We start from the raw sequence: 26,207 nt of genomic DNA, 5'->3' as shown, positions 1-26,207 counted from the left end.
CAGTTCTGGGTGAGTGCATTGCCAGAGTACACGAGGATTAAAATCATGAAAATGAAGAAAATGGATGCTCATTGGTTAATCTTACTCCTTTGGGAACTTACTGCTCTCTTACGCCGTTAGGATTAAACTCGACCCCGAATTTCAGTGTGCCTGTAGGGATAATCATCCGATTGGCGATGTTAAACTTTGCACTGGCCTCAAAGAATAGCCGGGCTGTGTTCGGCTTGGAGACAACGATAACGCTGGGGTTTGCATCGAGGATTATTCCATAAGCTGGTCTTGAGAGGCGTCCACTTCCAATCTTCTTTACAAAGTCGTAGTGAATGAACTCAACGTTCCTTCCAATCTCGCGACTCTTAACCTTCCACCTAAACGTGATGCCGTCGTTGGTTTCTTCACTTGTTGATGCAGAGGCGGAATAACTTAGCAAGTTTCCTTCCACGTTTATTGTTGAAGTGTATGAGTAGTATTTTTTAGGTCCCCCATCCATTTTTGGTAGCCACTTGCTTATCCATATTTCTGAAAGGGGTATTCTGTCCGGAACACTTATGTCGACGGTCATCTCATCAACGGCTATGTCGCTCCTCTTGGGATTGCCTGACTGATAGATTTCCACAAGGTAGTATTTCATTCCCGATGTCGTGGGGACGTAGCTGAATTCTGCCGTTATCCCCATCTCCATTGTGGTTCCAACGGAGGTCTTTTTCCATGTGACTGCCCCAATGTCGGCCCAATCTCGGGTTCGTCCCATTATCGATATCTTCCTGTGTGCCGGCCTCTGCGAGAAGTGCTTTGCTTGTTTAATGAAGTCCCTTAGGACGGTCTCCTTTTTTACTGGTCCCTCTACTATGTAGTAATATGTCCTACCGTTGGTATCCCGGTATAATCCCACGAACGTTACTTGAGATAACCCCTGGCTGGGGACTATTCTCAGCGTCAGGTTTTTGTGATTCATCTCCGCCAGGGCTTTCACTGCATCCTCCCCGTAAAAGTACATCATTTTGCCCATTGGGATTGGAAGGAGTTCAATGTCCAACGTATCTTTGTTAGATTCCTTTGCCCCTTTCGCGGATATATTTGTTCCAGCCGCTGTCACCCCGACCATCAGCAGTCCCAACAGGACTGCTAATAGTGGCCTCCACCGCAAGTGGTTCACCTCCTTATAGTTTTCGCATTACTATTTGGATAATTTATCTCTTATAAACTTTTCCTTTTACCAATTATAATTATCTTTTCTTTTTTTTTAAGTATGAATTTATTCTAATTTATATTTTCCTTTTAGAACCGTTCAAAAGAAGCTTGAGTAAAAGAGTTGCATATCGATGCAAAGGAAGTGTGGGAAAACAAAACTTCACTCCCTCACAACAACCGGGAACTCCTCCCAGGGGAAGACTATCCACTTGTCGGTGCGGAAAACGTAGAAGTCGGGAACCACCTTTGTCCAGGGCTTCATGCTGAGGCAGGCGATTCTAACGTCTTCCGCGCCGGCCTTCCTGACCTCCTCGATGACGACTTCGAGGGTCTTCCCCGTGTCGCTCACGTCGTCGACGATGACCACTTTTTTTCCCTCCAGTGAGCCGTGGAGGGGTATCGTTACGACCGGCTTCTCCATCCTTTCGTCGATGTCCTTGTAGAACTTGACGTCGATGACCTTGACCTCCAGGTCGCCGAGGATGTGGCTGAGCCTCACGGCCGGAATGAGTCCGCCCCTCGCGACGCCGACGATAACGTCTGGTTTATAATCCCTCAGCCGGTCTGCGAGCGCGAAGATGGCCCTGTCAATCTGCCACCACGTGAGATAGACTTTGTCCATGACAACACCTCCGAATACCCAGTGTTTGGGTGAAACCTAATTAAGGCTTTCGTCTGAGTGGCAGAAGTTAAAACCTTTGGCTTAAAAAGGATGTGTTGACAGGAAAATGTTGAACAGAAAAGGGGGATGAAGCGGCGTCAGCTTATCACGCACTTGCTCCAGCCGCACCTCGGGCAGGTTGCGCAGCCGCTCTCCATCCTCAGCTCGACGAGTTCGCCATCGCTTTCGTAGCAGACCGGGCAGTACGCAACGCCGAGAAGCTCCGTTGCCTCTTTTGGAACGTTGGGCTTCTCCGCGTGGCGCGGGGGGTCGTGCATCGGTTTTGCCGCAACCGGCCCGCTTATTGAGAAGGTCATGCCGGCACTCTCGGTTTTCTCCTTCCCGTTGGTGCCGTTGAGTATGGCCTCGACGTTGATGAACTTTGAGAGCCACGGCTCGGCCTCAACGACGGCCTTGAGCTTCTCGACAGCGTACCTGCTCGGCTTGGCCTTGATGCGCTGCTTCTTCTCGCCCTCAACGCTGTAGACCTGCACCGAGAGCGAGCCGTCGCGGTAGACGGTTATGCCCTTACAGCCGAGCTTGTAGGCGAGCAGATAAGCCGCCTTGACGTCCTCCACCGTTGCATCGTTGGGCATGTTGATGGTCTTGCTCGCGCTGTCGGTGAGCCAGAGCTGGATGTTCGCCTGGGCCAGTATGTGGTCGAGCCAGTGGATGTCCATCGAGGTGACGAAAATTCTCTGCATGTCCTCTGGAATCTCCTCAAGCCCCTGGATCGAGCCGTAGTTGTCGCTTATCTTCCTGAGTATCTCGTCGCTCCAGAGGCCGCGCTTCTTCAGCTCCGCCTCGAAGACGGGGTCAACGTAGTAGAACTCGCCGACGGTGACGCTCTTCTTGTAGACTAACGCGAATATCGGTTCGATTCCGCTGGAGGTGTCCGCTATCATTGAGACGCTTCCCGTCGGTGGGCAGGTGGTTGTCATTCCGTTCCTAACCCCGAACTTTTTGACCTCCTCGGCCAGCTCGTCCCACGGCAGGTTCCATATCTCGCGGTGGTAGAAGCCCTCGACCGGGAGCTCACCGTCTTTGTAGGCGGACTTTTCGTAGAGAGGGAACGGCCCGCGCTTTTTGGCGGCCTCGACGGAGTATTTGTAGGCGTAGAACGTGAGGTACTCGGTTGCCTTCCTCATGAAGTCGTAGCCCTCTTTGCTGTTGTAGGCTATGCCCAGCTTGAAAAGCGCGTCCGCTAGACCCATCATTCCGACGCCTATTCTCCTCGTGAGCTTGGTGTTCCGGTCTATCTCGGGGAGAGGGAACTTGTTGACGTCGATGGCGTTGTCGAGGTACTTGGCGACCTTCTGAATGACATAGGCGTACTCGTCCCAGTCGAAGTACGGCTGGCCTTCCTCGTCGTACTTCACGAACTTTGCGAGGTTGATCGAGGCCAGATTGCACGATTCGTAGTCGTAGAGCGGCTCTTCCCCGCAGTTGTGGCTCATAAAGCCGTTGCTTATGTAGCTGTGCTTTTCTGGAACCGTGAAGTCGTAAACGAGCTCTTCTCCGAGCACCTCAATGCTCTCAACGGTAACGATGGGCTCGTCTCTCTTGGTCTTCTTGAGGCTGAGCTTCTTCATTTTGTAGCCTTCAAAGCCAATCTTCTCCGCGAAGAGCTTTCTGCTGTAGTTGGCTATGACCAGCTCGTGGTAGCCCTCGCTCTTGTAAGTCCTCTCCTCGCCGTCCTTGGTGGTGTATTTGAACTCACTCGGGTACGGCCTTTCGTAGAGCTTGGATAGTATCCCGAAGAGCAACAGGAGGTCCTGAACTTCCCTGAGTAGCTCGCGGTCTTTGGAGGTGAGCCTTATTGCCTTGTCGTTGTCCACATAACCATCGGCGCTGAAGAGACCCTTGAGGAAAGCCGCTATTTCCCTCGGCTTTAACCTGAAGACGACTTCAGGAACGCGCTTGTCGTTGGTTTTGACTATGCTCTCAATCCACTCGTAGGCTTTTCCTCTAACGCCGAGCTTAATCTGGTTGCCGTAGCGGTGAGGCTCGGCTTTGATTCCGAAGTGTTTGACCAATATCTCCATGACCCTCCCGGCTATATCCTCCTCTTTTTCGGCGTTGAAGTAGAACCATGCCCTCTTGTCGTTCGTGTTGAGGTAGCCGTCTCCGATGAACCACCCGAGGACGAAAGCCAAGTCTTCACCGATGCTCTCGCTTCCAAACTCGTCTCCAACTTCAAATCTCGGCAGGAGTATCTCGTCCCCCTGCTTGAGCTCTCCGACCTCTTTCCAGCCTTCCGGCGTCATCAGCCTGTGGTCGAGGGTTGCCGTTATTTCGTATCCCTCTTTTGTCTTCACCCTTGCGACGGTCTTCCTGCCGACCTTCCAGACGTACGCGGGAAGAGCCACGGGGTCGGCTATTACAAGCTCGCCGCCATGGGCGGTTCTGTACTCGACCCTCTCTTCCCCTGGCAGCAGGACTTCGATGGAATATGCGTAGGGTTCTCCTCCTTCGGTTATTCCTTCAACGGCAACTGCTTCCTTCTTTCCGCGTTCTTTTGCCATGCTGAAGAGCTCTTGGGCCCTTATATATCCCTCCGGGGTCAGGACTCTAGTGTCACCGACGACACACGGATTGGTCGCGCGGATTTTTTCGCCCTTTGCAGGCTCCAGAACGTTCCTCCTGTTGATGACGTCGAAGAACACCACACCTGGGTCCGCCTTTGCCCACGCCATGTAGGCGAGTTCCTCAAAGAGGCTCTTGGGGTCTATCTCCTTGACTCTCTCGCCGGTTCTCGGGTTCACGAGCGGATAGCGCCTGCCCTCCTTTAAAGCCTCCCAGAAGTCCTCCCAGATGCCGACGCTGATGTTGAAGTTGCTGAGCACGTTGGTTCCGGTGTTGCGCTCCTTGGCGTGGATGAACTTCTCTATGTCCGGGTGCCAGACCTCAAGGATTCCCATGTTCGCGCCCCTTCTTACTCCCCCCTGCTTGATGACGTCGCTGACGGCGTCGATGAGGTGCATGAAGGAAACGGGTCCGCTGTTGGAGGTGTAAACTCCGTTTCCAGTGAGTAGATGGACTTCCTCGACTTGGAGGTCATAGACATGGCGCTTTCCAAGGGGCTCTATCTTTGTTATCCTTGTTGGATAGAGTTTCGAAAGCATTTCAAAGTACTCTATCTCTTCCTCGTCGAGTCCAAGCTCGTCATTCAGTTCGAGCACTTTCCTTATGAATGCCCTGTGTGTGACCTTTGAGTTGTAGGACAAGAGCTTGTAGTCTCTCTGTATCTTTGCTCTTACCTCGGGGCTCTTTATGCGGTAAATCGCGTTGAACGGGAACGAGAACTTCTTGTTCTTGCCGTTTTCTTCCAGTGTCTCAATGGCTTTTTCCGCGATTTCTGATAGCTTGATGGATTCTTTCAGGGCAGTTATGGCCATAATCTTCATATCCTTCGTCTGAACTCTAAGCGTATACACTGTTCTGTGGTTCTCCTGGGGAGGTTTGTATTCCTGTATGCTTGTGACTATCCCCAGGGCCATGAAAAGGAGCTGGGCGTCCTTTATGAAGTCCCTGGAAATTGATTTGAGCGCTATTCTATAGTTATGGTCAAGGGCTCCATCCCCGTCGAAGAATCCCGCAAGGAAAGAGGCCATAACCGACGGTGGGCTCCTGAAGATGGCCTCCGGCACGCGTATGTTTTCGGGTTTGTCCTTTGAAAGACCGTTTGCTTCGAGGAACCTGACTATCTTTGTTGAGGGAATGACGAGTGTTATCTTGTGGCTTTCTTCGTTCAGGAATTCCTTGGGTTCAAGTCCGAACAGCTCAACGAAGTATCTTTTAACTTTCTCCTTTATCGCCGTTTCGCTCTCGTTCAGGTAGATTTCTATCTTGGAGTTCTTTCTCTTCCCGTTCTCGAAGTGGTGCCTCACGTGGCCGTCCGCGTGGATTATGCCGAGGAGATACGCAAACTTCTCGTCCAGTACCCCTGGGAGGTTTACGTCGTAACCTTTTGCCCTGGGTTCAACGCTGGTGTCCAGCTTAACGTAGTCCCTGCCATCCCATTCTGGAGCGAGGATGTAAACGTAGTCCCCGACTTTTAGTTCTCTGAGTGGTTTTAGCAGGGGTTTTCCGTTCTCGTCGAAGACTAAGAACTTATGGTCGTCCGTTACCTTTAGCTCGTAACCGTCCTCGGTAACAACCCTGAAAACCTCCATTTCACCGTTGTCATAGACCTCGATGATTTCCTTTAAGCCTTCATGAGTCACGATTCTTGGCGTCTCTCCTTTGACTATTTCTTTGATGGGGATGAATCCCCTCTCCGTAAGAATCCTTGTGTCTCCTGTAAAGCAGGCAGCTCCGGCAGTAGAGCCGACGAAATCACCCTCAGGACGGAGTTTGGAGAAATTAACTCCAGTACCCCCACCCATTTTTTGTATCATGGCCACGTCGTGCGCTGCCTTCATTATGCTCTCCATGTCGTCCTCTATCGGCACGACGAAGCACGCCGAGAGCATGCCGAGCGGCCTGCCGGAGTTGATGAGCGCCGGTGTGTTCGGCATGAATATCTGGCTCGTCATCAGCCTGAAGTACTCCTCTACCTCGTCCTCGTAGCGGTCGAAGGCGCCGTTTTCGAGCATCTTTATTACATCGTCGATTGGGACTTTCATCTGGCCCTTCTCGGCCAGCTCGCGGTAGAGGTTGAGGAGCCTCTCTAAGTGGTACCTGTTGAGCTTGAACCTTCCGATGGAGAGCTTCCCGTCGTACTCATCGAGGGTTCTCAGGTGTTCCTCCACCCTGCTCAGGTCCTGCTCGTGGTTTCCCTCCCTATCAAAAATCCTCTCGTCGTAGAGCAGGTCCGGGATGACCGAGAGAACCGCGACGCGCTCGAAGAGCTCCCTGGGGCTCTCAACTATCTCTCCCTTCTCGTTCTTTATCAGGTAGCGTGAAGCCAGAACGCGGAGGGCGTTGATGGAGAAGCGCTTGTCTATCTCGTCCAGCTTGTCCTTGTTTAGGATTTTCTTCTTCTCCTCGCGGATCTCGGCCTTCTTCTTACGGTAGAGGATGTAGGCTTTTGCGACGTCGAAGAGGCCGGCGCGCATAAGTTCCAGCTCGACTATATCCTGGATGTTCTCTATGTGGGGAACCTGGCCATCGTACAGGTCGTTGACTCTCCTGACTACCCTCCTGACTACCCTGTTGAGGAGCTTCTCGTCGCGGACGCCTACTTCGAGCATTGCCCTTTGTATAGCCCATTTTATACGGTCTTTATCGAATGGAACAATTCTGCCGTCCCTTTTCATCACTTTTTCAACCGGCATATAAACACCCCTGACGTACAGCTGTTTATCGTTGCCCCCATTAGTAGAAGCATCAGCAGAACTCTATGCCGGCCACTCCTACATATACCTTACCCCATTACAGGTTGCCGAGGTGACGAATTTATGCCCTGAACTTTGCCTTCGGGGTAAATGGATAGAAAAGGAAGATGTCGGATAAGTTATCCAAATGTTAAAGCCCCTCGTAGACCAGTTTGAGCCTGTAGGCGTGTTTGAGCTCTTCCCCTGCCATCATTTTGAAGATGTGTCCTAAAGAGCCGTCCAGTATTTGGGAGAGCCTCGTGTAGAGTTCATATGCATGTTTCTCCCTCACGAGGGCTTCAAGGATCAGCTCCTCAAGGCTCGTTGGCTCCGCCCTCTCGTCGCTCAGCATGGGTTCGATGGAGAGGGATTCGAGGTAGTCTATAACCGCGGTTTCCTCCAGCGTTCCCTCGGAGAGCATCCCCTCCAGCGTTTTCCTGTGCCTCAGCTCCTCCTCTGCCATCAGCTGGAAGGTTTCCACGAGTTCGGGTCTCTCGAAAGTGGCGAAGGTCTCACCGAGCTTGTGGAGGTTGTAGAGTTCGTTCTCCTGCCATATGAGCCTCTTTAGGAGTTCCTGAAGCTTCATTCCGAGGCCTCCATGAGGGTCTTCATGTAATCTAGCAGCTCCTTAACGCTGGGGAGGGCGAGGTCGGGCTTTATGCCGGTTTTTTCAACATCATTCAGTGTGTTCACACCGGTTAGAACCATCACCGCCTTCATGCCGAAGCGCTTGGCGAAGGCTATGTCGGTGTCGAGTCTGTCCCCCACCATCCAGATTTCATCAGCTTTGAGCTTGCTTCTCGCTACCTCGTAGGCCGGTTCGTTGGGTTTGCCTATTATCAGAGGTTCAACGTCGGTTGATGCTTTCAGCGCGGCTATTATCGAGCCCGCGCCGGGGTAGATGCCCTCCTCGGCGGGATATGTTGTGTCGGGGTTGGTGCCGATGAACCTCGCGCCGTTCCTTACAGCCAGCGTGGCGTACTTGAGCTTCTCGTAGGTTAAACCGGGGTCGAGGCCGACGACGACGTATTTTGCTTCCCTCCAGGCGCCTTTTCTGGCTTCATCGACGCCAACGATTCCCCAGCCGAGGCGCTCCATCTCCCTGTGAAGTCCCTCTCCCCCTATGACAAAAACCTTCCCTGGTTCAAAGTGTTTTTCCATGTAGAGCCTCGTGGCGAGGCCCGAGGTGACTATGACGTCCTCCGGGACGTTGATGCCCATCGAGAGGAGCTTCTCGCGGTACATAGCGGGGTCTTTGGTGGAGTTGTTGGTCAGGAATATGAACGGAACGCCCATCCCCTTCAGGAAGTTTATCAGCTCCCTGGATCCCTCAATGGGTTCGTTTCCTCTGTACAGAACACCGTCCATGTCGAAGATGAGGGCGATTTTTCTCGGCATGGAAAAAAGAATGGAGAGAGGGTTTAAAAGCTCACTGCTCCGCGCTGAGCTTCATGTTGACGAGAACCCTGTCGGTCTGGCACTCGTTGCCTGCTTCCTTTGAGAACTCCACCGTCATCGTGACCCTAAGTCTCTCTCCCTCTCTGAGGGGTTTGTCGATGAGGCTTACCCCCTTTCCACCGAGTTCTTTCAGGCTCCTGCCCCTCACAGAGTCGACTGTCCATGAAACCCGGCCGAGGTAGACCCTCAGTTCCTTCACTATCAGGTACCCGCTGAGTTCCCCTACGTCTGTCGTGTTGTCCACGGCCTTCTCCGCCGGGCTCATCGTACCCTCCTCAAGGTCTCTGATGTACAGGGTCATGGTCAATCTTGAGACGTCGACGTCGCCCCTGTTCTTAACGTAGAAGCTGAAGGTTCTCTCTTCGCCCGGCTTCAGGTCCGAGAACTCAAAGAGTTTGGCATCGTTGTAGAACTTGCTCCCGTCCTTACTTATGGCTATGTCAAACTCCCCCGAGCTTATCCCATTGTTCTCGGAGAGGGCGGTGTCGGTGAAGAGTGACTTGGCCGGCCCGGCGAGCACCAGGATCGCTGCGAGGACTCCGACTGCTACAACTCCTGCATGTTTCATCTGCACCACCTTCAATGGTATTCTGAGATGCTTACGTGGGGAGGGCTTATAAAATTTTCTTCAAAAATAGTAAAATTGGTCATGGCCTCACGTTGATGTTGAGCTTAAGGGACTGGATGGTCCCGTTAACTGCCTTCAGAATGAGGTCCCTCGCGGGGGTTTCTGCGTAGTTGCCGTCGGGAGGGGCAGGGGGAAGTTCTGGCGGTTCGTCCTTGAAGATTAGGAACCACACCTGCCACTCGCCGGGCTCCCCTATGCTGAAGGTGTAGTTGGTCTCGAACTGCGGTGTCCAGTTGCCCTCGATGTTCACGGGAACGCTCGGCAGCGTCACGTTGAACCAGCCGGGCAGTGGGTACATCTCGTGGATTACCGTTGTGTTGGTCGTGCTGTCCCACGTTAGGTTCACCAGCCATATCTGGACGTAGTAGGTTACGTTGCGGTGCTCATGGTTGACTATACCGATTATTACCGTCCCGTTCTGGCCCACTTTAAGGTCTGTGGGGTAGTTGTCGGCTATTCCATCCGGGCCGAGGATGTAGAACTCGGTGAAGGCCTCACCGGGTTTGGGGTGGGTTACCACATAGGCCAAGGTTCCGATGGATGTGATTATGGCGATTATCAGGATGACCGTCAGTGCCTTGTCAAGTTTGCTTGAGTTCTCCCATTCGAGTTCTTCCTTGATTCGCTCGATGGTTATCCAGGGAATCCACGGCTCAAACGCCTTCGAACGGCGGTATATTGCTATGATGGCGAAGATGATGTTGAAAATTGTGAGGCTGATGAGTATCGGGATGAGCCTTATACCCCAGGGGGTATAATTTAGTCCAAGACCTATAAGCGGGACTATCGCTATGCTCAGACCGAAGCTGAGGGCCAGCCGTTCGAGGTTGTCCAGCTCTGGCCGGTTGGGGAAGAGGGCGGTTATGAATACGTAGCCTGGGAAGAAGAGGACGAAGGCCAGCCCTAAAGCCTTCCTGAGAAGACTGTCGGGGGCATAGAATATGAGGAGGTTGAGGATTATTGAGAGGGCGATGGCCGCCAGCAGATCCCAGTGTTTTCTGGGGTTCATTTTATCACCTGGGTAGAGTGAAAGCGGGGGATTTAAAACGGTTTTCGTGGGTTGTATGACTCCCTTCTTCGCCGATACCTGTTTTAATCCGTGAGAGTTACTTTTCAGTATTATCCCGGGAGGTCTTATCTGAGACGTAATATGCCAAAAGGTATTTATAGACCAAATGCGTAACAGACAAAGTATTGGGGAATTCCCAAGGAACTAACCTGCATTTATTATGGAGTGTCTCTCGCGAAATATGGAGGGATAGTTAATGAGACTGGAACGAATGCTGGTTATGTTTATGGGCGTTCTTGTGCTTGTTGGAATGGCGGGGGCAGTTAGCGCCGTCGGTTCGGGTGCAGCGATTAAGATTGAAAATGTGAGCGGTGCGTATGCATCCAACACCTCAATTACCAGTTACGATGCATACAGCGACAACTTCTCCATCCGGTGGGAGGCGTACTTTAACAATACCGCGTACACGATGGTTGCCACACCACTCCTTGTTAACTTCACTAATGGTTGGATCGCTGCTATGGGAATAATCTTTAACGCTACTACTGACAATGTGTCTTTGGTCTACGGGGTCTGGAATGGCAGTAATACCTCGCAGGGATATGGAGGTAGCTATGATATCCCCAACGACGTTGAATTCTTCAATTCTTGGCATGTTTATAACATTACCTTCGTTCCCAGCTCGCCTTACGGACAATGTCTGTATTTTAAATATGACGATGTCCAGTTGGGATACCTGAACATCCCCTGTGTCCCAGTTAACTGGGTAGCTTCGGCGAACCTGGTGGCGGCCTATATGAACAACGCCTCGCCCGTTGGGGGGCAGATGTACGTGGACAATATCCAAGAGATTCACGGGAATACTGTGGTTGCGGATACCACACTGGAATCTGGCAACGACTATTTCAATGAGCTGTATGCGGCATCCTGGGTTGGGGCGGTGCCATTCTTCAGCAGTTGGGTTTCAATGGCCGCACTGACCATCCTTGTGGTGTTTGGTGTTCTGCGGTTCTCCAGAAGGCAGTGAGTTCTCTGTTCATCTTTTTTTGTTTGAACCTTCTTTTGAGTTTGAACGTTTCAGAATCAACCACCAATAAGCGAGGACGTATACAACGAACATTAAATCCCCCAAGTGTGAGTGAAAAAGTTCAAGGAAGGGTATTCCACTGTAGTGCCCTATTGCTAGGAGAACGAATATCCTAAGGGCGTTTAGGGGTATTATCCCCAACGCACCTATGAGGAGCAGGGCGGTTTCCTCTCTGCTTGATTCTCTTAGGTACGACAGGAGAATAGATGCCACGACATACAGAACAAACGCGTCCAATCCCGAACAGCCAAAGCCTATTATGATAATGCCGTCATTTATCATTGCGGTGTTGCCGTTCATTGTTATGGGGATGCCGGTGAGGTCTATGAGAACCCGGACTAAAACGGAGGTTACATCCACGAAGACGTTGCTGAGGGCACCAATAGTGGTTCTGAACCATACCGTTTTGGCGGCTATAGCAGTAAACGCTTCGAGTGCAAGAATTCCCAGCGGAACCTTGTTTTCGCTGGTTTCAAGGAACAGGAGGGACAAACCAGCGAGGAAAAATGCATGGAATGTGGATGGGCTTGAGTACCCCCTGAGGCCCACAATGAGAAACACCGGTGCGGTGATGATTAACACGATGCCGGCTATAGTCTGGAAGTTGAGTTCAACCCTTCTGCCGCGGGGATTTTTCTTTGCCGTGTTGAGGGTTAATATGTAGAGCAACCCCATGTACACGGTGAACGGGGTTTTGTAGATTACAAAAAGGATGCCCGTCAGTATCAGGGCGGCTGTTGTTATGGCCTCAGTCCTTCTCACGCAGGGCCACCTCTAAGAATTCCGCCTCTTTTCTCTCGGCTAACAGCAGGAAGATGAGCCCCACTCCCAGTATGACCAGTGCCTGTGCCGCGGGGTCGGACAGTCTCTCCCTGCCCGTGTACAGGAGAAGAACTGAGCCGACCAGCCAGCCCACGAGGTACGCGAGAGCTTTCCCGAAATTCCTGTGGAGGGTGTAGAGTGTCACCCCCACCAGGATGATTATGAAGGTGTAATCGTTGAGCGCCGAGGCGGTGAGAACTCCCGATACTGCTAGAGTTTCTTTTTCCACTTCAATTCCCCTCAGGACTTCGTCGAGGGCAAGAAGTATGGATGATCCCGTTATCACTGCAACCTTCAGTCCAGCGCCCTCGTAGATGGACGTGCTGGGCAGGGTTGCGGCCAGGGCGATTGTGTAGGCGTAAAATCCTATCAGGGCTGCGTTTCGGCTCCTCAACCTCAGGGCGTAGGCTGGGATAATCAGCAGGAACATGGGGTTTCTCAGCGTTACCGCTGCGAGTATTGATGCCATGAGCCCTATCATAGTTTTCTCACCACCCTGGGGAGCAGGTCGCTTGGTCCGACTTCGATTACTTTGACCCATCCCATCACTTTCTTCATGGTTCTTTTTCTTTCGTGGTATGCCGTGTAGAGTGCTTCCAGTTGTTTCTCGCTGAGCTCTTTTTTGCTCGCGAACAGTACCGGATTGGGATACAGCAGGACAGCTTTGCTTCCTTTCCTGCGCAGGAGTTTGGAGGCGGTTATAACCTCTCCCGGATGAAGGCCGAGATCGTCGACGATAATCACGTAGGCGCCGGTTTCGACGTTCATAGCGGCTTTTACGATTCCCGGTGCAGGTGAGCCCCGTTTTATTTTGAGCGCCAGTTTTCCCAGGTTGGACTGTGGTGAGAGTGATGCTGGCCTCAGCGGCGGCAGGCCTTTCTCCTCTGAAAGGTTGAGTTTCGATGTGACGATTAGCGGGTCTTCTGCGTGTTCGAGCATCTGAACGACTCCAGTGTCGTCATATGCGATGACCTTAACTGTGTGCCCGAGTTTTTTGAAGTATGCGGTCAGCTGGGTTATTATGAGAACCAGATAGTCTATTTTGCCCCGCTTGATCTCGCGCCGGAATTTTCTGTCAACGTTGACTAGGAGGTACACATCACTTAGGGTCTCACGTTTGAAGACCCTCACTATAAGGGTCTGGAGTCTTGAGGTTGCTTTCCAGTCTATTTTGGTTATGTCGTCTCCGGGCAGGAATTCCCTAAGTTCCTCAAAGTCAAGAACTTCGGAGCCCACTCCCAGTGCCTTCTCCGTTTCTGCCAGGGCATCCACTTGGTGTTTTTCACTCATGGCCTCGCGTATGCTCCTTGGGGAGGGAAAGACCGTTATCTTTCCCTGCTCTTCAACGGGGAATTCCCTCATGAAAAAGCCCAGGGAATCTTCAAAAACGGCTTTTGCCCTGAGTTTGACGTGTCCTTTGGATTGGGGGATGAGGGTCTGCGTGAGATACTTTCTCTCCCGCGGCTTGAGTTCCACACTTAGTTTTCTGGCAAAGACGTCCCTTGCGGTTTCCTCCACATGGACGATTCCCGCTGTGCTGGATTCATTGATGACCCTTACCTGGGCTTTAAGCGGCTCTTTCTCCATTCCCCTTGGGGGTACTTCCCTTGTTATCCTTACCTTGGGGTTAAACGCCAGTCTGGCCAGGGCGTAGTGGCCCATTATCAATGCTGCCATCACAGCCGTAGCTGGACTGCCGGTTAGGTAAGCGGCCGCTCCGGTCACGGCCGCCAGCGAGAGTACTACCTCGGCTCTCTTCATCCCGTTGGCACCTCTACCTTTTCCAGGGCTTCCCTGACGATATCCTTCCCGTTCGTCCCCTCGACCTCGTACTCCGGTCTTACGACTATCCTGTGGGACAGTATATGGATGGCCAGTTCCTTAACGTCGTCGGGGATAACGTAGCCCCTTCCCTCAAGGTATGCCTTGGCCTTGGCTGCGTAGAGAAGGTGCTCCCCGGCCCTCGGTGATGCACCCAGGATTACCCTCTCGTCGAGTCTGGTCTCTTGGAGAATCCTGTAGATATAGTCTATTATGGCATCGCTTACGTGGATTTTCATGACTTCCCTTCTTGTCTGAACCAGCTCACTGCTCAGGACTACCTGATTTGCCTCGGTGAACTTACCAAGGTTTTTTCTTTTGAGCATTGCCTTCTCACTTTCCTCGGGCAGGTACGTTAGGTCTATTTTCATCATGAAACGGTCTACCTGAGCCGTTGGAAGCTCGTAGACGCCTTCCATCTCGACGGGGTTCATCGTGGCCAGCACAATGAACGGCTCTGGGAGCTTTAGCGGTATGCCCTCCATGCTGACCTGTCTTTCTTCCATTGCCTCCAGGAGGGCGCTCTGGGTCTTGGGAGATGCACGGTTTATCTCGTCAACTAAAACAACATTGGCAAAGATTGGGCCTTTTCTTATCTTGAATTCTCCCTTGCGCATGTCGTAGAACGTGTGTCCTATGATGTCCGCCGGGAGAAGGTCCGGGGTCATCTGTATCCTTGAGAACTTCAGGCCGAGTGTCTTGGCGAAGTTCCTGCTGAGGGTAGTCTTTGCTATGCCGGGCACTCCCTCAAGCAGGATGTGTCCTCCGGCTATCAGTGCTATTGTCATCAGCTCGACGGTTTTCTCCATTCCCACGAGAGCTTTCCCCACTTCACGCTGTATCTTTTCCAGTATCATTTTCAATCACCCATTCTTTCGAGCATTTCCATAATCTCCCCTTTGTCCCAGCCCCGCTCCTTAGCGAGGATCAGGGCGAGTTCTTCGGGACTTTCAGTTTTCCTAAAGAAGCGTGAAAGATAACGCCACATAACCCTCCAGAGTGCCGTGAATACCCCAATCTCCTGGAGAAGGATTAGGGTTGCCACAATCAGTATTAGCTTTAAGGCTTTCTCTCTTGGCAGGAATCGGGTTATCGTAATCGTGCCCGCGGTGTACAGGTTGAAGTCCGGATGGTGTGCTTCATCGAAGTAGAAGGTATCCGCCCCGAGATATTCGATTAAGTTCCTTAAGAACGGCTCGTTTTCGTCGTAAAGCTGGTTTATTAGTATGTCCGGGTCGGATATTATGATTATCTTTCCTTCACCGTACCGCACTTCGGTCATGATGGGGAACATTCTCCTGTGGAAATTGACCATCGCCATCTTGCTCGCGTACGTCTCGCCCTTTCGAGTCACGAGTATCGCCGAGGGGTCGTTAGTCACTATCTTCGTCACGTTTCTGGCCAGGAAGGGATCCTCTATCCTGACCGAGACTATGAGCCTGTCGTCCCCTTCGTAGAAGAAGTCTCTGAGCGGGTATTTGGATATCCTCGCCGTCACGTTGAGGGCCTTGAGTAGCTCGTTTCCCGTTCCGAAGTCATCCGCTATCAGGAGGGTGTTCCCCCGTTCAAGGAAAAGCCTTATCTGTTCCGTTTCTGCACTGGTAAAGGTCATGTTGGGGCCGATTATCATTAGAACACCGTTTAGTTTGCTGATGTTTGTTGTGTCAAATGTGCCGAGGAGGGGTATCACTTTTTTGCCCTCGTGATACGCCAGTTTTGCAAACTTGGAGGTGCCGTCCCAGTCGGAGTTGAACATGCTGTAGGGCGTTGAGCTTTTGAAGAGGGGAACGGTTAGGGGCATTGTGATGAACGTGAAAATGAGAAGCAGGAGTATCAGGTATTTGACAGTTTTGTTCATCCTGTGACACCCCCCAGGAGCCGTTTAACGCCTCTGTGGAATTCCCTGAGTTCCTCCTCGCTCAGGCTGGTCTCCCCATAAACCGCCTTCTCGTGGAGCAGTGTGACCCTCTCCAGCACTGGATAAAGCCCCCATCCCTTTAAGGTTTTCAGGACCTCCCTCGGCGTCATGCTCTCGTCTATTCCAAACGCCTCATGGAGCTTTTCACGTAGCAGTTTGTACGCCTCCCCAACGTCCTCCGGAACATGAACGTGTTCTTCAATTTGGTAGCCGGATCTATCCACTTGCAGCGGGGGAATCTGTTTGGCTGGTCCTTTTGATTCTGCCCGTTTCTTCTCCAGCGTGAAGATGCCCATCAGGATGAGTGCAAGGATGAGTATTGACAGATATCTAACGGCAGCGCTTTCGGGGGGAACCACCGTCAGAGAGACCGCGTTGGACATTGCCCTCTCGTGGGTTTCACTTCCAGGGAATACGACGTAAACCTTTAGCCTTCCAGCCCTTTCAGGCGTTAGGTTGAAGGCAAAGGTACCGTTTGATGGGACAACTGTAAACGAGGGAGTGTCGTTGACGTATACGGTGAGGGGAGCGCCTAAGGGCGGATCGATTGTGCCCTTAAAGCGGACTTTCTCCCCAGGATTCGCTTCGTCCGGACCGTTCAGGGTTATTGATACTGGGTACTTTTTGAAGATCAGGGTGACCTCTTTTGAAGTTCCCCCGTGAAGTCTGTCTCCAGCGAAGGCTAGGGCTACCCTCAGGCTTTCTGCCCTGTCCGAGAAGTACTCCTTCGAGAACTCCCCCTCGCTTCCTGTTATCAGAGTTTTGTCCCCGATCGTTATGTTTCTTCCCGCTAATGGCTGCCCGTAGTAGTCCACCAGCTTCCCCTTCAGCTTTATAGTGCCCTCGAGGAACGCGGAATAGGTGTCGCTTACGATGAAGAGTGTGGGGATTTTTCTTACCGTAACATTTACCGTGTTTGATTTCCTGCCCGATTGGGTGGCGTATATCCGGTAGGCTCCAAGGGACTCGAACCGGTACCCGATTGAGAAAAATCCCCCCTTTGGTTTGATCGCTAGAAATACCGTTGAGCTGCCGTTGGTCACAACGATAGTGACTGTTCTGTTTTCCGGACATGTTCCGAATATCGTGACTGTTTCGTTGAGAATGGGTGTCCTCTCCGAGACCCCCAGGGTGAACTCTCCCACAGGAGGAACCTTGAGTGCTAGGTTTTTTACCTCTTCGAGTCTCCTCCGGACTCCCTCTGTATTAAACGTGAGGATCTTAGTTCCGTCTCTCAGTTTTATGGGGTCTATGGCATCCAGCAGAGATTCCATGCCCTTCACGGTTCCGAGTATTCCCGCGGCCAATTTTGGGTTTGGATTGTTCTGGAACTGCAGTGTGAGCTGGTCCAAGAGTATTAGCTGTTTGGAGAATTCATAGAACGGGGGGATGACCCGCATAACCGTTAGGTTTAGGCCCCTGTCCTGGTAGTACATGCTTTCCTCTTGGAGAAGTTCCAGCTCCTGAAACGTTGCGTTTGCAAGGGTTAGGGAATAGTTCTCGTTTTCCAGGGCGTATTTTAGTGAATACTCAAACTTTGTAAGAACGTGAGAAAAGTAGTCGTACAAAAACTCGTCTCGCTGGGTGGGGTTTTCAACGGCCTTACCCGCCACCGCTGGAAATGAACCGATTATTATAACCAAGATTATTAAAAGTGACAGGCTCCTCATCGTTATCACATCCATAAGGCATAAAAACCTTTTAAGTTTATTCATCCCCGGTGTTAAAATGGGGCGGATAATCGGGGGCGCTTTAATCGCGGCAGGGGTAATCCTCTGGTACTACGGTGGAACCGGGGGATCGGTCTCCCTTGTTAACCTCGGGATAGGATCGATAATTCTCGGTTTGGTCTCCGTTGCCCTTCCCCTTCATGGAGCCGTGGACAGCGCTGTTCTCCCCCTGGTCTGTGGCCCTTCCTGTGAATTTCTGGGCGCCCTAGAAAAGGACTTGGAGCTCCAGGGGGATCCGATTGTTATCCCTCCCTATGAGAATCTTCCGAAGGGTGCTTTTTTTCTTCCCCGGTCGCGGAATTTCACGATTGGCTTGGGAAGATTCGGTGAGGGCACCGTCTTCGTGACCGGTTCCGAAAGGGAGAGCGGCCTGTTAATAAGCCCTCCCCCAGGATGGGGTCTGGTGGAGTATGCGCTGGAGAACGTGGGTGAGCTTTCGGGAACGGGACTTGGGTACGCTTCGTCTGCCGTTGCGTCTGTTTTGAGTGCACTGGGTCTGGGTTCGGCCGAGGTCTTTGAAGAGGAGGGCAAAATAAACGTCTTCGTTAAGCCCCTCTGCGGGAGCCCTGTGTACGCCGATCCCGTAGTCTCCGCCGTGCTCGTGGGAATAGCCCTGGGAGTGGAGGAGCTCCTGAGGGTGGTTTCTGTGGGGAGGAGTGGGGAGTACCTGAAGATTACTTTAGAACGGCTTGGTGGGATTGAAAAATGGCTATGAGGGAGAACGTTTTTCTGTTCTTTACTATATGGGTTGTTCTCTCTGCCCTGCTCAGTCCGTCTATTGAGATATTCCTCACCGTGGTGCTTATTGGGATACTGATAACCCTGGAGGTAGGGGAGTTCTACCTTCCCCGGGACGTTAAGGACTCCCTGAAATTCTCGGCGTATCTGCTCCTTCTGGCCTTTGCCTTCATCGTGGCAAGAAAAGTGTACGAGGTGCTGAGGTGAACTAGACTCCGGAGAGGAGCTCCCTCACAGTTCTCTCCACCGCTTTGTAGCTGTTGAGCCTCGGACTCCAGCCGGTTTCCTTCGCCTTCTCTATGCTCAGGCGCATGAACTTGACGTCGCCCTTCCAGCCGCGGCCTCCATCGACGCCGCCGGTGAACCGGAACTCCGGCTCCAGGCCCATCCCCTCGCTGACTATCTCCGCTATCTCCCTCACGGTTATCCAGTCGTCGTTGCCGAGGTTGTAGAAGTCGACGGCTTTATCGCTCCCCCTGAAGTGCTCGAAGATGTGGAGCATGCCCTCAACCGTATCGCTCACATGGAGGTAGCTCTTCCTCTGCGTCCCGTCGCCGAGTATCTCAAGCTCTTCCGGGTTCTTCCTGAGCTTGTTTATGAAGTCGTAGATGACCCCGTGGTTCGAGCGTTCGCCTATGATGTTGGCTAGACGGAAGATCAGGGCCCTGAACCCGAAGGTGTGGGCGTAGCCGCTGATTAAAGCCTCGGCGGCCAACTTGGCACCGCCGTAGACGCTTATCGGTTCGAGCGGGGCGTAGTTTTCTGGCGTCGGAATCACGGAAGCATCGCCGTAGACGGTTGAGGAGGAGGTGAAAACGAGGTACCTGGCGCTTGAGCCTCTCATCGCGTTGAGCAGGTTGTAGGTTATCAGCACGTTTGTCTCGTAGAGCAGCTCCGGGCTCTGGGAGCCTATTCTAACCTCCGGGTTCGCCGCGAGGTGGAAGACGACATCGACGCCCTCAACAGCCTCCTCAACGATTCCCGGGTCCCTCATGTCCCCCTCGATGAACTCGAAGCTCTCGTGGTTCAGCCACCGCCTTATGTTTTCCAGACTGCCCGCGCTGAGGTCGTCGAGAACCCTGACGTCCCATCCAAGCTCCATCAGCCCCTCCACCAGGTGTGAGCCTATGAACCCGGCACCTCCCGTAACGAGAACCTTCATTCGTACCACCAAACCCATTGATGTTGTCGGGCTATTAAACTTTGGGGAAAGTTTTTTGTATCCTTCCAACGGAGTTAACCCCATGAAAGTGCACCGTCTCTCAATTCTGGAGCGGGATGCCCTTAAGGGGTGGATAATGACGTACCTTATGTCCCGGGAGGGCATTCCCTTCGCCTACATTCACGGTTCTTTCCCGGAGAACCGTTCTTTTGGAGATGTAGACGTTGCATTTAGGTTTCACGTCATCGGTGGGGAGCTCCTCTTCAGCAGGGACGAAAAGACCGGGTGTGACTTTGAAGAGCGGACCATGAGGGAATACAACGGTTGTTCTCACTATCTCGAACTGTATCGGAGGGAGGCCCTTGGAATACGATAGTTGGGGTGATAAAAAATGAAAGTCCTCATAATGGCCGGCGGCTACGCCACCAGACTCTGGCCCATAACCAAGGACAACCCGAAGGCCCTGCTTCCCGTCGGGGACAGGGTGATACTGGAATACATCCTGGAAAGGGTAGGAAAGCTGGGACTGGAGACCTACATATCAACAAACAGATTCTTTGAGGCTCATTTTAGACGGTACGCCGAGAAGTACGGCGTCGGATTGATCGTTGAGGAGACCCTCCACGAGGAGGAAAAGCTCGGCACGATAGGTGCGCTGAAGAAGGCCATAGATGAACTCGGCCTTGACGACTATCTCGTCATAGCGGGTGACAACCTTTTCTCATTCTCCCTGCGGGAGTTCCTGGACTCCTACGACGGGAAGACTCTGATAGCCGTCTACGATGTTGGTGATTTGGAACTGGCCAAACGCTACGGTGTGGTGGTTCTTGAGGGGGACAGGGTTATCTCGTTCCATGAAAAACCCGCCGAGCCAACGTCGACTCTGGTTAGCACCGGCGTCTACGTCTTTCCAAAGGCGGTTATGGGACGCATCGACGAGTACCTCTCCAACGGCAACCGCGACTCCCCCGGCTACTTCCTCCAGTGGCTCCTTGAGAGGGGTGATCCGATTAAAGCTTACCGCTTCTCCGAGTACTGGTACGATATAGGCTCGGCCGACAGCTATCTGGAGGCCCTCAAGACGCTCCTCCGGGAGAGCCATGTCGAGGAGATTCAGATCAGCCCCTACGCAAAAATTATTCCTCCCGTTGTCATAAAGAGGGGTGCGAAGATACTCGGGCGGTCCATGATTGGCCCATACGCCTACATCGGCGAGGGATGCATCATAGAGAACTCCGACATAAGCGACTCGATAGTCTTTAGAAACACGATAATAAGAAACTCCACTATTTGGCGCTCCATCATCGACGAGAAGTGTGAGATAAGAAACCTCGAACTCAGGAAGAGCCTCGTCGGCGGGCACGCGAAGATACAGAGGGGTGAGTGAGACCCTCCCTCTTATTCTCTGGGAATAACGTCACTATCGTTCCTTCTTGGCACGTAGAATAGTGAGGAGCGCCGTGCGAAAGAGGCTGGAGTGAAGTTCCACTCCTTTCAAACCCTCCCCTGCAACGTGCCTCATGTTCCGTTACGGTTCATGAAACCACTCGGGTCAGGCTGTCCTGGGGTGAAGCTTTCGCTTCAGTCTCTTCCGTACAGCACTCCTCAAATCTGTGGGGTCTTTAACCATGTAAAGCTTTGCTTTTATTTACAGCAAAATTTCTTTGAAGCGTTTCTGGATAAATGTGTTTTCATTGAGGAACTTCTCTCCCATCCACTGGGACGGGTGATGCCTGGGCGCATGAAAAAGGTGGCGTTGCGCAACGCTTTTATTACCTGTCGATAGTAATTGAATGGGGAGGAATCGGTGTGGAGGGGGCTTTAATGGGGCGGCTGTGGAGGTCTGAAGCGGTGTCCGTTCTTTACAGGAAGCTCATCGATCCGAGGTTCGCTGCCGTCATCATAGCCGTTATCGCGCTCGTTCTGAGGCTCCTCCCCATGCGTTTTAAGTACCTCCTCGGCTATGACCCCTACTTCCACTTCACATACGTACGGTACTCGCTGGATAGGGGCGAGTGGGTGAACTTTTTCACGTATGCAGTCGGCCCGTGGGGTATGCAGATACGTCACTTCCACCCCCTGGGCCTATGGATGACACCTGCCTATATCTACGAATTCCTTTCAATCTTCGGGGTCTCTCTGTACAATGCTTTCAGAGTAACCCCTGTAATCTTTGGGGTTCTTACGGTTGTGTTCACGTATCTGGCCGTTTTGAAGCTTTACGGTAAGGAAGAGGCCTTTCTCTCAGCGTTTTTCCTGGCGGTTCTCTTCGGTCACGTCTTCCGCTCCATGGCCGGCTACTACAGGGGGGACAACTACATGCTCTTCTGGTACAGTGTGGCCCTGTTTGGAGTCGCGATGGCGATCTCCCGCAGAAGGCGGAAGTGGAGGTACAGAAGGCTGATTTTCTATCTGATACCCGCGTTCGCCAGTGGTCTGTCCGCAGTCTTCTGGCAGGCGTACTACCCGATATTCGGGTTTCTGCTGGGGAGCGCTCTGCTGCTGGCAGTGGGAACGTTCCTCCTGGGCGGCAGGACCAGGTTTTTCGTTGATTCCCTTGCCCTCGTGCTGGCGACGGCTGTCGGGGCGCTCGTGGCGAACGCTCTGGGCGGTCACTTTGGGTACGGGATGGTCGGGGCCACCGAGTGGTTGGGAAGGAAGCTTGCTGAAGAGTTTGGACTCCAGTTCGGTTTCATTAAAGACGTGTTTCTGTTGATATACATCAAATATGCCGTGCCCCTCTCACTCGGGTTCATAGCCCTGCTGATGCTCCTTTCCAGGTTCAAGTTCATGAAGGATGGAAAACTGCGGGCTTTGATTATCGCCGTTAGCCTCCTCGTTGCGGTCTGGGTGGGATACCGCTACTATGGGATGGTCGATAGGCTTATCCTGAAGCTCTTCCCGGAATCCCCCATCGTGGAAACCCAGAGAACGGCATTCCATGATCTGTGGGAAGCGTATGGAATCGTGGTGTTTTTGGTCCCCTCGTTTTTCCTGATGTTTTTCCCGACCGAACTCAAAATAAGAGACTTCGTAATCCTGGGTCTCGCGGCGGTTGTTCTTCCGATGATTGTTTTGTGGACGAGATTCCTCTTTATCGGTTCGCTCACAGTAGCCGTGATGGCGGGAATCGGTGTGGTGAGGCTGCATAGGGCACTCCTACCCAAACTGTCCGCCAAAAAACTGGGGGCAGCCGGTCTCTCCATTATCATTCTTCTAATCCCAGCCGTGGCGGCAGTCCAGGGAATTAAAAATACCGCCGGCGTTGAACCCATAGTCAACGGCCACTGGGAGGAGGCATTAACCGAACTTGGAGATGACTCCAACATAAACGACGTTGTCCTGGCCTGGTGGGATGAGGGTCACTGGGTTACGTACTTCGCGGGAAGGGCCCCCGTTGCACAGGGAGGTCCGAGCAGATGGGTGGCCCAGTACTATCTGGGACTTAAGGGCGATAGGGCCCTAATGAACCTGGGGGTTGATTATGTCGTCGTCTCCTACGACACCCTGTTGAAGTTCGGGGCGGTTCTGGAAACGGCAAACGTCTCTCCCGGGGAGTACGTGATGATTCTCATGCCTAGGGCATCATCCGTTGGCGGCATGCTGTTGTTCTCCGCTGGATCGTACTCCCTGATGGTCGCCCCTGGGGAGGATTCGTGGGACATCAAGGCCAACGTTGGTGGGGCTGTTGTGATTCCCGCCGAAGTCTTCGTTGAAAGGGGCACTTCTCTGGAGAGGGTACCTGTAACGGGCAATCCAACCGCCGATGTTTACGTCTATATAAATCTCAATTATGGTTACGCAGTGCTGATGAACAAAGAGGCATTCAATACCCTCCTGGCACGGCTGATGTTCACGGATGAATACCCCGAGAATTACGCTCCAGTGTACTCCGACGGGGGTTACATCAAGGTATTCCGGTTTAAGCACCCGAACGTCGCTGTCACTGCGGAAAACGGCTCCATCGTTCTCAGGTTCACCAATGCCACAGGAACCGGCCTCGGCATCCATGGCTACCTCGACAACGGCACGCTCGTCTTCAAAAAGTGGTACGGCGTTAAAGGGAAGGATGCGTTTGTTCTTCCTGCGGACATCAACGGAAGCGTCGTCGTGAGGTATGTCTACGTCCAGAAGAAGACCGTACTTGACAGGGGGATTTTCAGGATAGACGATGTTCTGCATGGAACGGACGGTGACAGGTAGCTAAGCGCCGCCGATTCCTCCTAGGATGCGAAATCTTTATATGTTCCTTTAGTTGCTTAATTAAATGTAATTAAATATCATTAAGGCCGGAGGTGCTCGCCATGGCTGAGGAAAAGAAGTATACGACCGTTTCCATACCCAAGCCCCTCTACGACAAGATTAAAGCCAGGATAGAGGGCACCGGGTTCACTTCGGTTTCGGACTACGTCACCTACGTCCTCCGCGAGGTTCTGGCGAGCCTCGAAGAGGAGGAGAAGGAGGAAGTCTTCACCGAGGAGGAGGAAGAGAAGGTCAAGGAGAGGCTCCGCGCCCTTGGTTACCTTGACTGAGGTCTTTCCTTTTTGAGGTGATACCATGGTCTCAAAGCCGCATGGAGGCAGACTCGTCAGGAGGCTCGTTGCCGAGAGAACCCGCGAGAGGATTCTGAGCGAGCAGAAAGAATATCCGCGCGTCCAGATAGAGCACGGGAGGGCCATAGACCTTGAGAACATCGCGCACGGCGTTTATTCGCCGCTCAAGGGATTCCTCACGAGCGACGACTTCCAGAGCGTCCTCGACCACATGCGCCTGAGCGACGACACGCCCTGGACGATTCCGATAGTGCTCGACGTGAGGGAGAAGACCTTCGACGAGGGCGATGCGATTCTCCTGTATTACGACGACCTGCCGATAGCGAGGATGCACGTCGAAGAGATTTACACCTACGACAAAAAGGAGTTCGCGGTCAAGGTCTTCAAGACCGACGACCTCAACCATCCCGGCGTGGCCCGCGTTATGAACATGGGCGACTACCTCGTCGGCGGCGAGATCGAACTCCTCAACGAGCTCCCGAACCCCTTCGCGAAGTACACCCTCAGGCCGGTAGAGACTAGGGTTCTCTTCAAGGAGCGCGGATGGAAGACGATAGTTGCGTTCCAGACGAGGAACGTTCCCCACCTCGGCCACGAGTACGTGCAGAAAGCCGCCCTCACCTTTGTCGATGGCCTCTTCATCAACCCCGTCCTCGGAAGGAAGAAAAAGGGCGACTACCGCGATGAAGTCATAATCAAGGCCTATGAGACGCTCTTCGAGCACTACTATCCCAAGGACGCGGCAACTTTGGCGACCGTCCGCTACGAGATGCGCTATGCCGGGCCGAGGGAGGCAATTCACCACGCGATAATGAGGAAGAACTTCGGTGCGACGCACTTCATAGTCGGAAGGGACCATGCGGGCGTTGGAGACTACTACGGCCCCTACGAGGCGTGGGACCTCTTTGGAGAGTTCCCTGACCTGGGAATAACCCCGATGTTCATCCGCGAGTCCTTCTACTGCAGGAAGTGCGGCGGCATGGTCAACGCGAAGATATGCCCCCATGACAGGGAGTTCCACGTCCACATAAGCGGCACCAAGCTCAGGAAGATGATAATGGCCGGCGAGCAGCCGCCGGAGCATATGATGAGGCCGGAGGTCTTCGAGGTCGTGAGGAGCTTTGAGAATCCCTTCGTGGAGTGATTTCATTATTTTTTGCGGGGTGAGTTAGGTGCATCTAATCGTCCACCACTGGGACACCGACGGGGTGACGTCTTCGGCGCTGCTGGTTAGGGCGCTCTCTCCCGAGGAGTTCACCAACATCACTGCACCAATAGGCGAGTTCCGCTTCGACGGGAGGATATGGGGGGCCGCTGAGAAGGCCGAGAGGCTCTACGTGCTGGATTTCAACGTGCCGGGAGAGGTCGAGAAGGTTGCAGTTCCGACGCTGTTCATCGACCACCACACCCAGCCGAGGATCAAGAATCCGCTCGTGGAGCAGGTCAACCCCTCACTGGGCGGGAAATACTACCCATCGTGCTCACTCGTCGTCTCGGAGCAATTCAACCTTTTCAACGCGTGGACGGTCCTCGGGGCGGTCGGCGATATCGGCGAGAGGGCCTTCGGGCTGGACTGGGTTAGGAAGCTTCTGGAGAGGGAGGGAATCTCGCGGGAAGATGCGCTGAGAATCGTCGAGCTCATCGACTCCAACTACATCGCCATGGATCGGGGGGCAGTTGAGGGAGCCGTTGGGGTGCTCCTGAGCAGGGACGTAAAGGAACTCCTTGAATACGATCCGTGGGTTAAGAAGGCTGAAGCGATAAGGGACGCCATCGAAGGGGCGGTTTCAAACGTCGAGGAGAGGAACGGCTTTGCCATCGTTCACTTCGAGAGCCCGTTCAACATAATCTCCAAGGTCGCGAGGAAGCTCGTCTGGGAGATGAACTACAGGGGGGCGGTCGTGGTCAACGGAAACTTCCATGGAAAGGTGCAGGTGTACTTCAGAATCTCCGGGAAGGAGGCGGAGAGGATAAAGGTGGCCGAGGTCATAGAACGCGTTAAGGCCCTCGGAGCGAACGCGGGCGGCAAGAGGGAAGTCCTCGGCTGCGTCTGTGAGAGGGATAAAATTGAAGATGTGCTCGCAATCATCGAGGAATACCTGAGGTGAGGA

At 52.9% G+C, this 26,207-nt stretch carries 23 protein-coding genes; 9 read left to right on the top strand and 14 right to left on the bottom strand.

The features are described 5' to 3' along the window. Window positions 1-97 precede the first annotated feature (97 nt). The 7 genes from E3E51_RS10480 to E3E51_RS10450 form a co-directional block, all read right to left on the bottom strand. Window positions 98-1,147: a hypothetical protein gene (locus E3E51_RS10480; protein ID WP_167913056.1), complete on the bottom strand. Its 1,050-nt coding sequence runs from the start codon at window positions 1,145-1,147 to the stop codon at window positions 98-100. 204 nt (window positions 1,148-1,351) lie between these two features. Continuing rightward, entirely contained in the window at window positions 1,352-1,813 is a 462-nt protein-coding gene (locus tag E3E51_RS10475; RefSeq protein WP_167913055.1) for a phosphoribosyltransferase, read from the bottom strand. A 137-nt stretch (window positions 1,814-1,950) separates the two neighbouring features. Continuing rightward, window positions 1,951-7,131, bottom strand: a complete 5,181-nt coding sequence (locus E3E51_RS10470) for an adenosylcobalamin-dependent ribonucleoside-diphosphate reductase (protein WP_167913054.1) — start codon at window positions 7,129-7,131, stop codon at window positions 1,951-1,953. A gap of 190 nt (window positions 7,132-7,321) precedes the next feature. Next, window positions 7,322-7,756 carry a ferritin family protein gene (locus tag E3E51_RS10465; RefSeq protein ID WP_167913053.1) on the bottom strand — a complete coding sequence of 145 codons (435 nt, stop codon included), beginning with the start codon at window positions 7,754-7,756 and terminating at the stop codon, window positions 7,322-7,324. Then, entirely contained in the window at window positions 7,753-8,568 is an 816-nt protein-coding gene (locus E3E51_RS10460) for an HAD-IIA family hydrolase (RefSeq protein WP_167913052.1), read from the bottom strand. Before E3E51_RS10460 ends, E3E51_RS10465 begins: the two co-directional genes overlap by 4 nt. A gap of 31 nt (window positions 8,569-8,599) precedes the next feature. Then, window positions 8,600-9,196 (bottom strand): TasA family protein, encoded by a 597-nt coding sequence (locus E3E51_RS10455; RefSeq protein WP_167913051.1) that lies wholly within the window; start codon window positions 9,194-9,196, stop codon window positions 8,600-8,602. Between the two features lie 79 nt (window positions 9,197-9,275). Further along, window positions 9,276-10,265: a DUF1616 domain-containing protein gene (locus E3E51_RS10450; protein ID WP_167913050.1), complete on the bottom strand. Its 990-nt coding sequence runs from the start codon at window positions 10,263-10,265 to the stop codon at window positions 9,276-9,278. Window positions 10,266-10,521: 256 nt separating this feature from the next. Here E3E51_RS10450 and E3E51_RS10445 point away from each other — a divergent pair, with 256 nt between their 5' ends. Further along, complete coding sequence (locus E3E51_RS10445; protein ID WP_167913049.1) at window positions 10,522-11,292, top strand: hypothetical protein; 771 nt, start codon at window positions 10,522-10,524, stop codon at window positions 11,290-11,292. A gap of 9 nt (window positions 11,293-11,301) precedes the next feature. Here E3E51_RS10445 and E3E51_RS10440 read toward each other — a convergent pair whose 3' ends face one another. From E3E51_RS10440 to E3E51_RS10415, 6 genes are read right to left on the bottom strand one after another with little or no spacing between them, the layout of a single operon-like run. Continuing rightward, window positions 11,302-12,114 carry an exosortase/archaeosortase family protein gene (locus E3E51_RS10440; protein ID WP_167913048.1) on the bottom strand — a complete coding sequence of 271 codons (813 nt, stop codon included), beginning with the start codon at window positions 12,112-12,114 and terminating at the stop codon, window positions 11,302-11,304. Beyond that, on the bottom strand, window positions 12,101-12,655 hold the full coding sequence (locus tag E3E51_RS10435; RefSeq protein ID WP_167913047.1) for a hypothetical protein: 555 nt from the start codon (window positions 12,653-12,655) through the stop codon (window positions 12,101-12,103). Before E3E51_RS10435 ends, E3E51_RS10440 begins: the two co-directional genes overlap by 14 nt. After that, complete coding sequence (locus tag E3E51_RS10430) at window positions 12,652-13,935, bottom strand: DUF58 domain-containing protein (RefSeq protein WP_167913046.1); 1,284 nt, start codon at window positions 13,933-13,935, stop codon at window positions 12,652-12,654. Before E3E51_RS10430 ends, E3E51_RS10435 begins: the two co-directional genes overlap by 4 nt. Next, window positions 13,932-14,852: a MoxR family ATPase gene (locus E3E51_RS10425; RefSeq protein WP_167913045.1), complete on the bottom strand. Its 921-nt coding sequence runs from the start codon at window positions 14,850-14,852 to the stop codon at window positions 13,932-13,934. Before E3E51_RS10425 ends, E3E51_RS10430 begins: the two co-directional genes overlap by 4 nt. 2 nt (window positions 14,853-14,854) lie before the next feature. Then, the gene (locus E3E51_RS10420; protein WP_167913044.1) at window positions 14,855-15,853 is read right to left on the bottom strand and encodes a DUF4350 domain-containing protein; all 999 of its coding nucleotides are present in this window, start codon (window positions 15,851-15,853) and stop codon (window positions 14,855-14,857) included. Next, window positions 15,850-17,598, bottom strand: a complete 1,749-nt coding sequence (locus E3E51_RS10415; RefSeq protein WP_167913043.1) for an Ig-like domain repeat protein — start codon at window positions 17,596-17,598, stop codon at window positions 15,850-15,852. Before E3E51_RS10415 ends, E3E51_RS10420 begins: the two co-directional genes overlap by 4 nt. A gap of 43 nt (window positions 17,599-17,641) precedes the next feature. On the opposite strand from E3E51_RS10415, the gene E3E51_RS10410 reads away from it, so the two are divergent. Beyond that, window positions 17,642-18,358 (top strand): hypothetical protein, encoded by a 717-nt coding sequence (locus E3E51_RS10410; protein ID WP_167913042.1) that lies wholly within the window; start codon window positions 17,642-17,644, stop codon window positions 18,356-18,358. Further along, complete coding sequence (locus tag E3E51_RS10405) at window positions 18,349-18,588, top strand: hypothetical protein (protein WP_167913041.1); 240 nt, start codon at window positions 18,349-18,351, stop codon at window positions 18,586-18,588. Before E3E51_RS10410 ends, E3E51_RS10405 begins: the two co-directional genes overlap by 10 nt. 1 nt (window position 18,589) lies before the next feature. Here E3E51_RS10405 and E3E51_RS10400 read toward each other — a convergent pair whose 3' ends face one another. Further along, window positions 18,590-19,543 carry an NAD-dependent epimerase/dehydratase family protein gene (locus E3E51_RS10400; protein ID WP_167913128.1) on the bottom strand — a complete coding sequence of 318 codons (954 nt, stop codon included), beginning with the start codon at window positions 19,541-19,543 and terminating at the stop codon, window positions 18,590-18,592. A gap of 82 nt (window positions 19,544-19,625) precedes the next feature. On the opposite strand from E3E51_RS10400, the gene E3E51_RS10395 reads away from it, so the two are divergent. The 6 genes from E3E51_RS10395 to E3E51_RS10370 all read left to right on the top strand — a co-directional run bounded on the left by E3E51_RS10395 (window position 19,626) and on the right by E3E51_RS10370 (window position 26,204). Next, window positions 19,626-19,919, top strand: a complete 294-nt coding sequence (locus E3E51_RS10395; RefSeq protein ID WP_240924319.1) for a nucleotidyltransferase domain-containing protein — start codon at window positions 19,626-19,628, stop codon at window positions 19,917-19,919. A gap of 15 nt (window positions 19,920-19,934) precedes the next feature. Continuing rightward, window positions 19,935-20,930 (top strand): NDP-sugar synthase, encoded by a 996-nt coding sequence (locus E3E51_RS10390; protein ID WP_167913040.1) that lies wholly within the window; start codon window positions 19,935-19,937, stop codon window positions 20,928-20,930. A 437-nt stretch (window positions 20,931-21,367) separates the two neighbouring features. Beyond that, window positions 21,368-23,746 carry an STT3 domain-containing protein gene (locus tag E3E51_RS10385; RefSeq protein WP_167913039.1) on the top strand — a complete coding sequence of 793 codons (2,379 nt, stop codon included), beginning with the start codon at window positions 21,368-21,370 and terminating at the stop codon, window positions 23,744-23,746. A 101-nt stretch (window positions 23,747-23,847) separates the two neighbouring features. After that, entirely contained in the window at window positions 23,848-24,075 is a 228-nt protein-coding gene (locus tag E3E51_RS10380) for a ribbon-helix-helix domain-containing protein (RefSeq protein WP_014788819.1), read from the top strand. A 25-nt stretch (window positions 24,076-24,100) separates the two neighbouring features. Next, window positions 24,101-25,240 (top strand): sulfate adenylyltransferase, encoded by a 1,140-nt coding sequence (sat, locus tag E3E51_RS10375; protein ID WP_167913038.1) that lies wholly within the window; start codon window positions 24,101-24,103, stop codon window positions 25,238-25,240. Between the two features lie 28 nt (window positions 25,241-25,268). Then, on the top strand, window positions 25,269-26,204 hold the full coding sequence (locus E3E51_RS10370) for a DHHA1 domain-containing protein (RefSeq protein ID WP_167913037.1): 936 nt from the start codon (window positions 25,269-25,271) through the stop codon (window positions 26,202-26,204). Window positions 26,205-26,207: the final 3 nt, after the last annotated feature.

The sequence above is a fragment of the Thermococcus sp. 21S7 genome, from assembly GCF_012027615.1.
Lineage (GTDB): Archaea > Methanobacteriota_B > Thermococci > Thermococcales > Thermococcaceae > Thermococcus.
The sequence above is the reverse complement of the archived record's forward strand: the minus strand, read 5'-3'. Positions and strand labels throughout refer to the sequence as shown.

Excerpts from the sequence above, each read along its gene's own strand:
- E3E51_RS10475 (WP_167913055.1), bottom strand. The coding sequence starts at position 1,813 with ATGGACAAAGTCTATCTCACGTGGTGGCAGATTGACAGGGCCATCTTC.
- E3E51_RS10470 (WP_167913054.1), bottom strand. The coding sequence starts at position 7,131 with ATGCCGGTTGAAAAAGTGATGAAAAGGGACGGCAGAATTGTTCCATTC.
- E3E51_RS10465 (WP_167913053.1), bottom strand. The coding sequence starts at position 7,756 with ATGAAGCTTCAGGAACTCCTAAAGAGGCTCATATGGCAGGAGAACGAA.
- E3E51_RS10460 (WP_167913052.1), bottom strand. The coding sequence starts at position 8,568 with ATGCCGAGAAAAATCGCCCTCATCTTCGACATGGACGGTGTTCTGTAC.
- E3E51_RS10455 (WP_167913051.1), bottom strand. The coding sequence starts at position 9,196 with ATGAAACATGCAGGAGTTGTAGCAGTCGGAGTCCTCGCAGCGATCCTG.
- E3E51_RS10450 (WP_167913050.1), bottom strand. The coding sequence starts at position 10,265 with ATGAACCCCAGAAAACACTGGGATCTGCTGGCGGCCATCGCCCTCTCA.
- E3E51_RS10445 (WP_167913049.1), top strand. The coding sequence starts at position 10,522 with ATGAGACTGGAACGAATGCTGGTTATGTTTATGGGCGTTCTTGTGCTT.
- E3E51_RS10435 (WP_167913047.1), bottom strand. The coding sequence starts at position 12,655 with ATGATAGGGCTCATGGCATCAATACTCGCAGCGGTAACGCTGAGAAAC.
- E3E51_RS10430 (WP_167913046.1), bottom strand. The coding sequence starts at position 13,935 with ATGAAGAGAGCCGAGGTAGTACTCTCGCTGGCGGCCGTGACCGGAGCG.
- E3E51_RS10425 (WP_167913045.1), bottom strand. The coding sequence starts at position 14,852 with ATGATACTGGAAAAGATACAGCGTGAAGTGGGGAAAGCTCTCGTGGGA.
- E3E51_RS10420 (WP_167913044.1), bottom strand. The coding sequence starts at position 15,853 with ATGAACAAAACTGTCAAATACCTGATACTCCTGCTTCTCATTTTCACG.
- E3E51_RS10415 (WP_167913043.1), bottom strand. The coding sequence starts at position 17,598 with ATGGATGTGATAACGATGAGGAGCCTGTCACTTTTAATAATCTTGGTT.
- E3E51_RS10410 (WP_167913042.1), top strand. The coding sequence starts at position 17,642 with ATGGGGCGGATAATCGGGGGCGCTTTAATCGCGGCAGGGGTAATCCTC.
- E3E51_RS10405 (WP_167913041.1), top strand. The coding sequence starts at position 18,349 with ATGGCTATGAGGGAGAACGTTTTTCTGTTCTTTACTATATGGGTTGTT.
- E3E51_RS10400 (WP_167913128.1), bottom strand. The coding sequence starts at position 19,543 with ATGAAGGTTCTCGTTACGGGAGGTGCCGGGTTCATAGGCTCACACCTG.
- E3E51_RS10395 (WP_240924319.1), top strand. The coding sequence starts at position 19,626 with ATGAAAGTGCACCGTCTCTCAATTCTGGAGCGGGATGCCCTTAAGGGG.
- E3E51_RS10390 (WP_167913040.1), top strand. The coding sequence starts at position 19,935 with ATGAAAGTCCTCATAATGGCCGGCGGCTACGCCACCAGACTCTGGCCC.
- E3E51_RS10385 (WP_167913039.1), top strand. The coding sequence starts at position 21,368 with ATGGGGCGGCTGTGGAGGTCTGAAGCGGTGTCCGTTCTTTACAGGAAG.
- E3E51_RS10380 (WP_014788819.1), top strand. The coding sequence starts at position 23,848 with ATGGCTGAGGAAAAGAAGTATACGACCGTTTCCATACCCAAGCCCCTC.
- sat (WP_167913038.1), top strand. The coding sequence starts at position 24,101 with ATGGTCTCAAAGCCGCATGGAGGCAGACTCGTCAGGAGGCTCGTTGCC.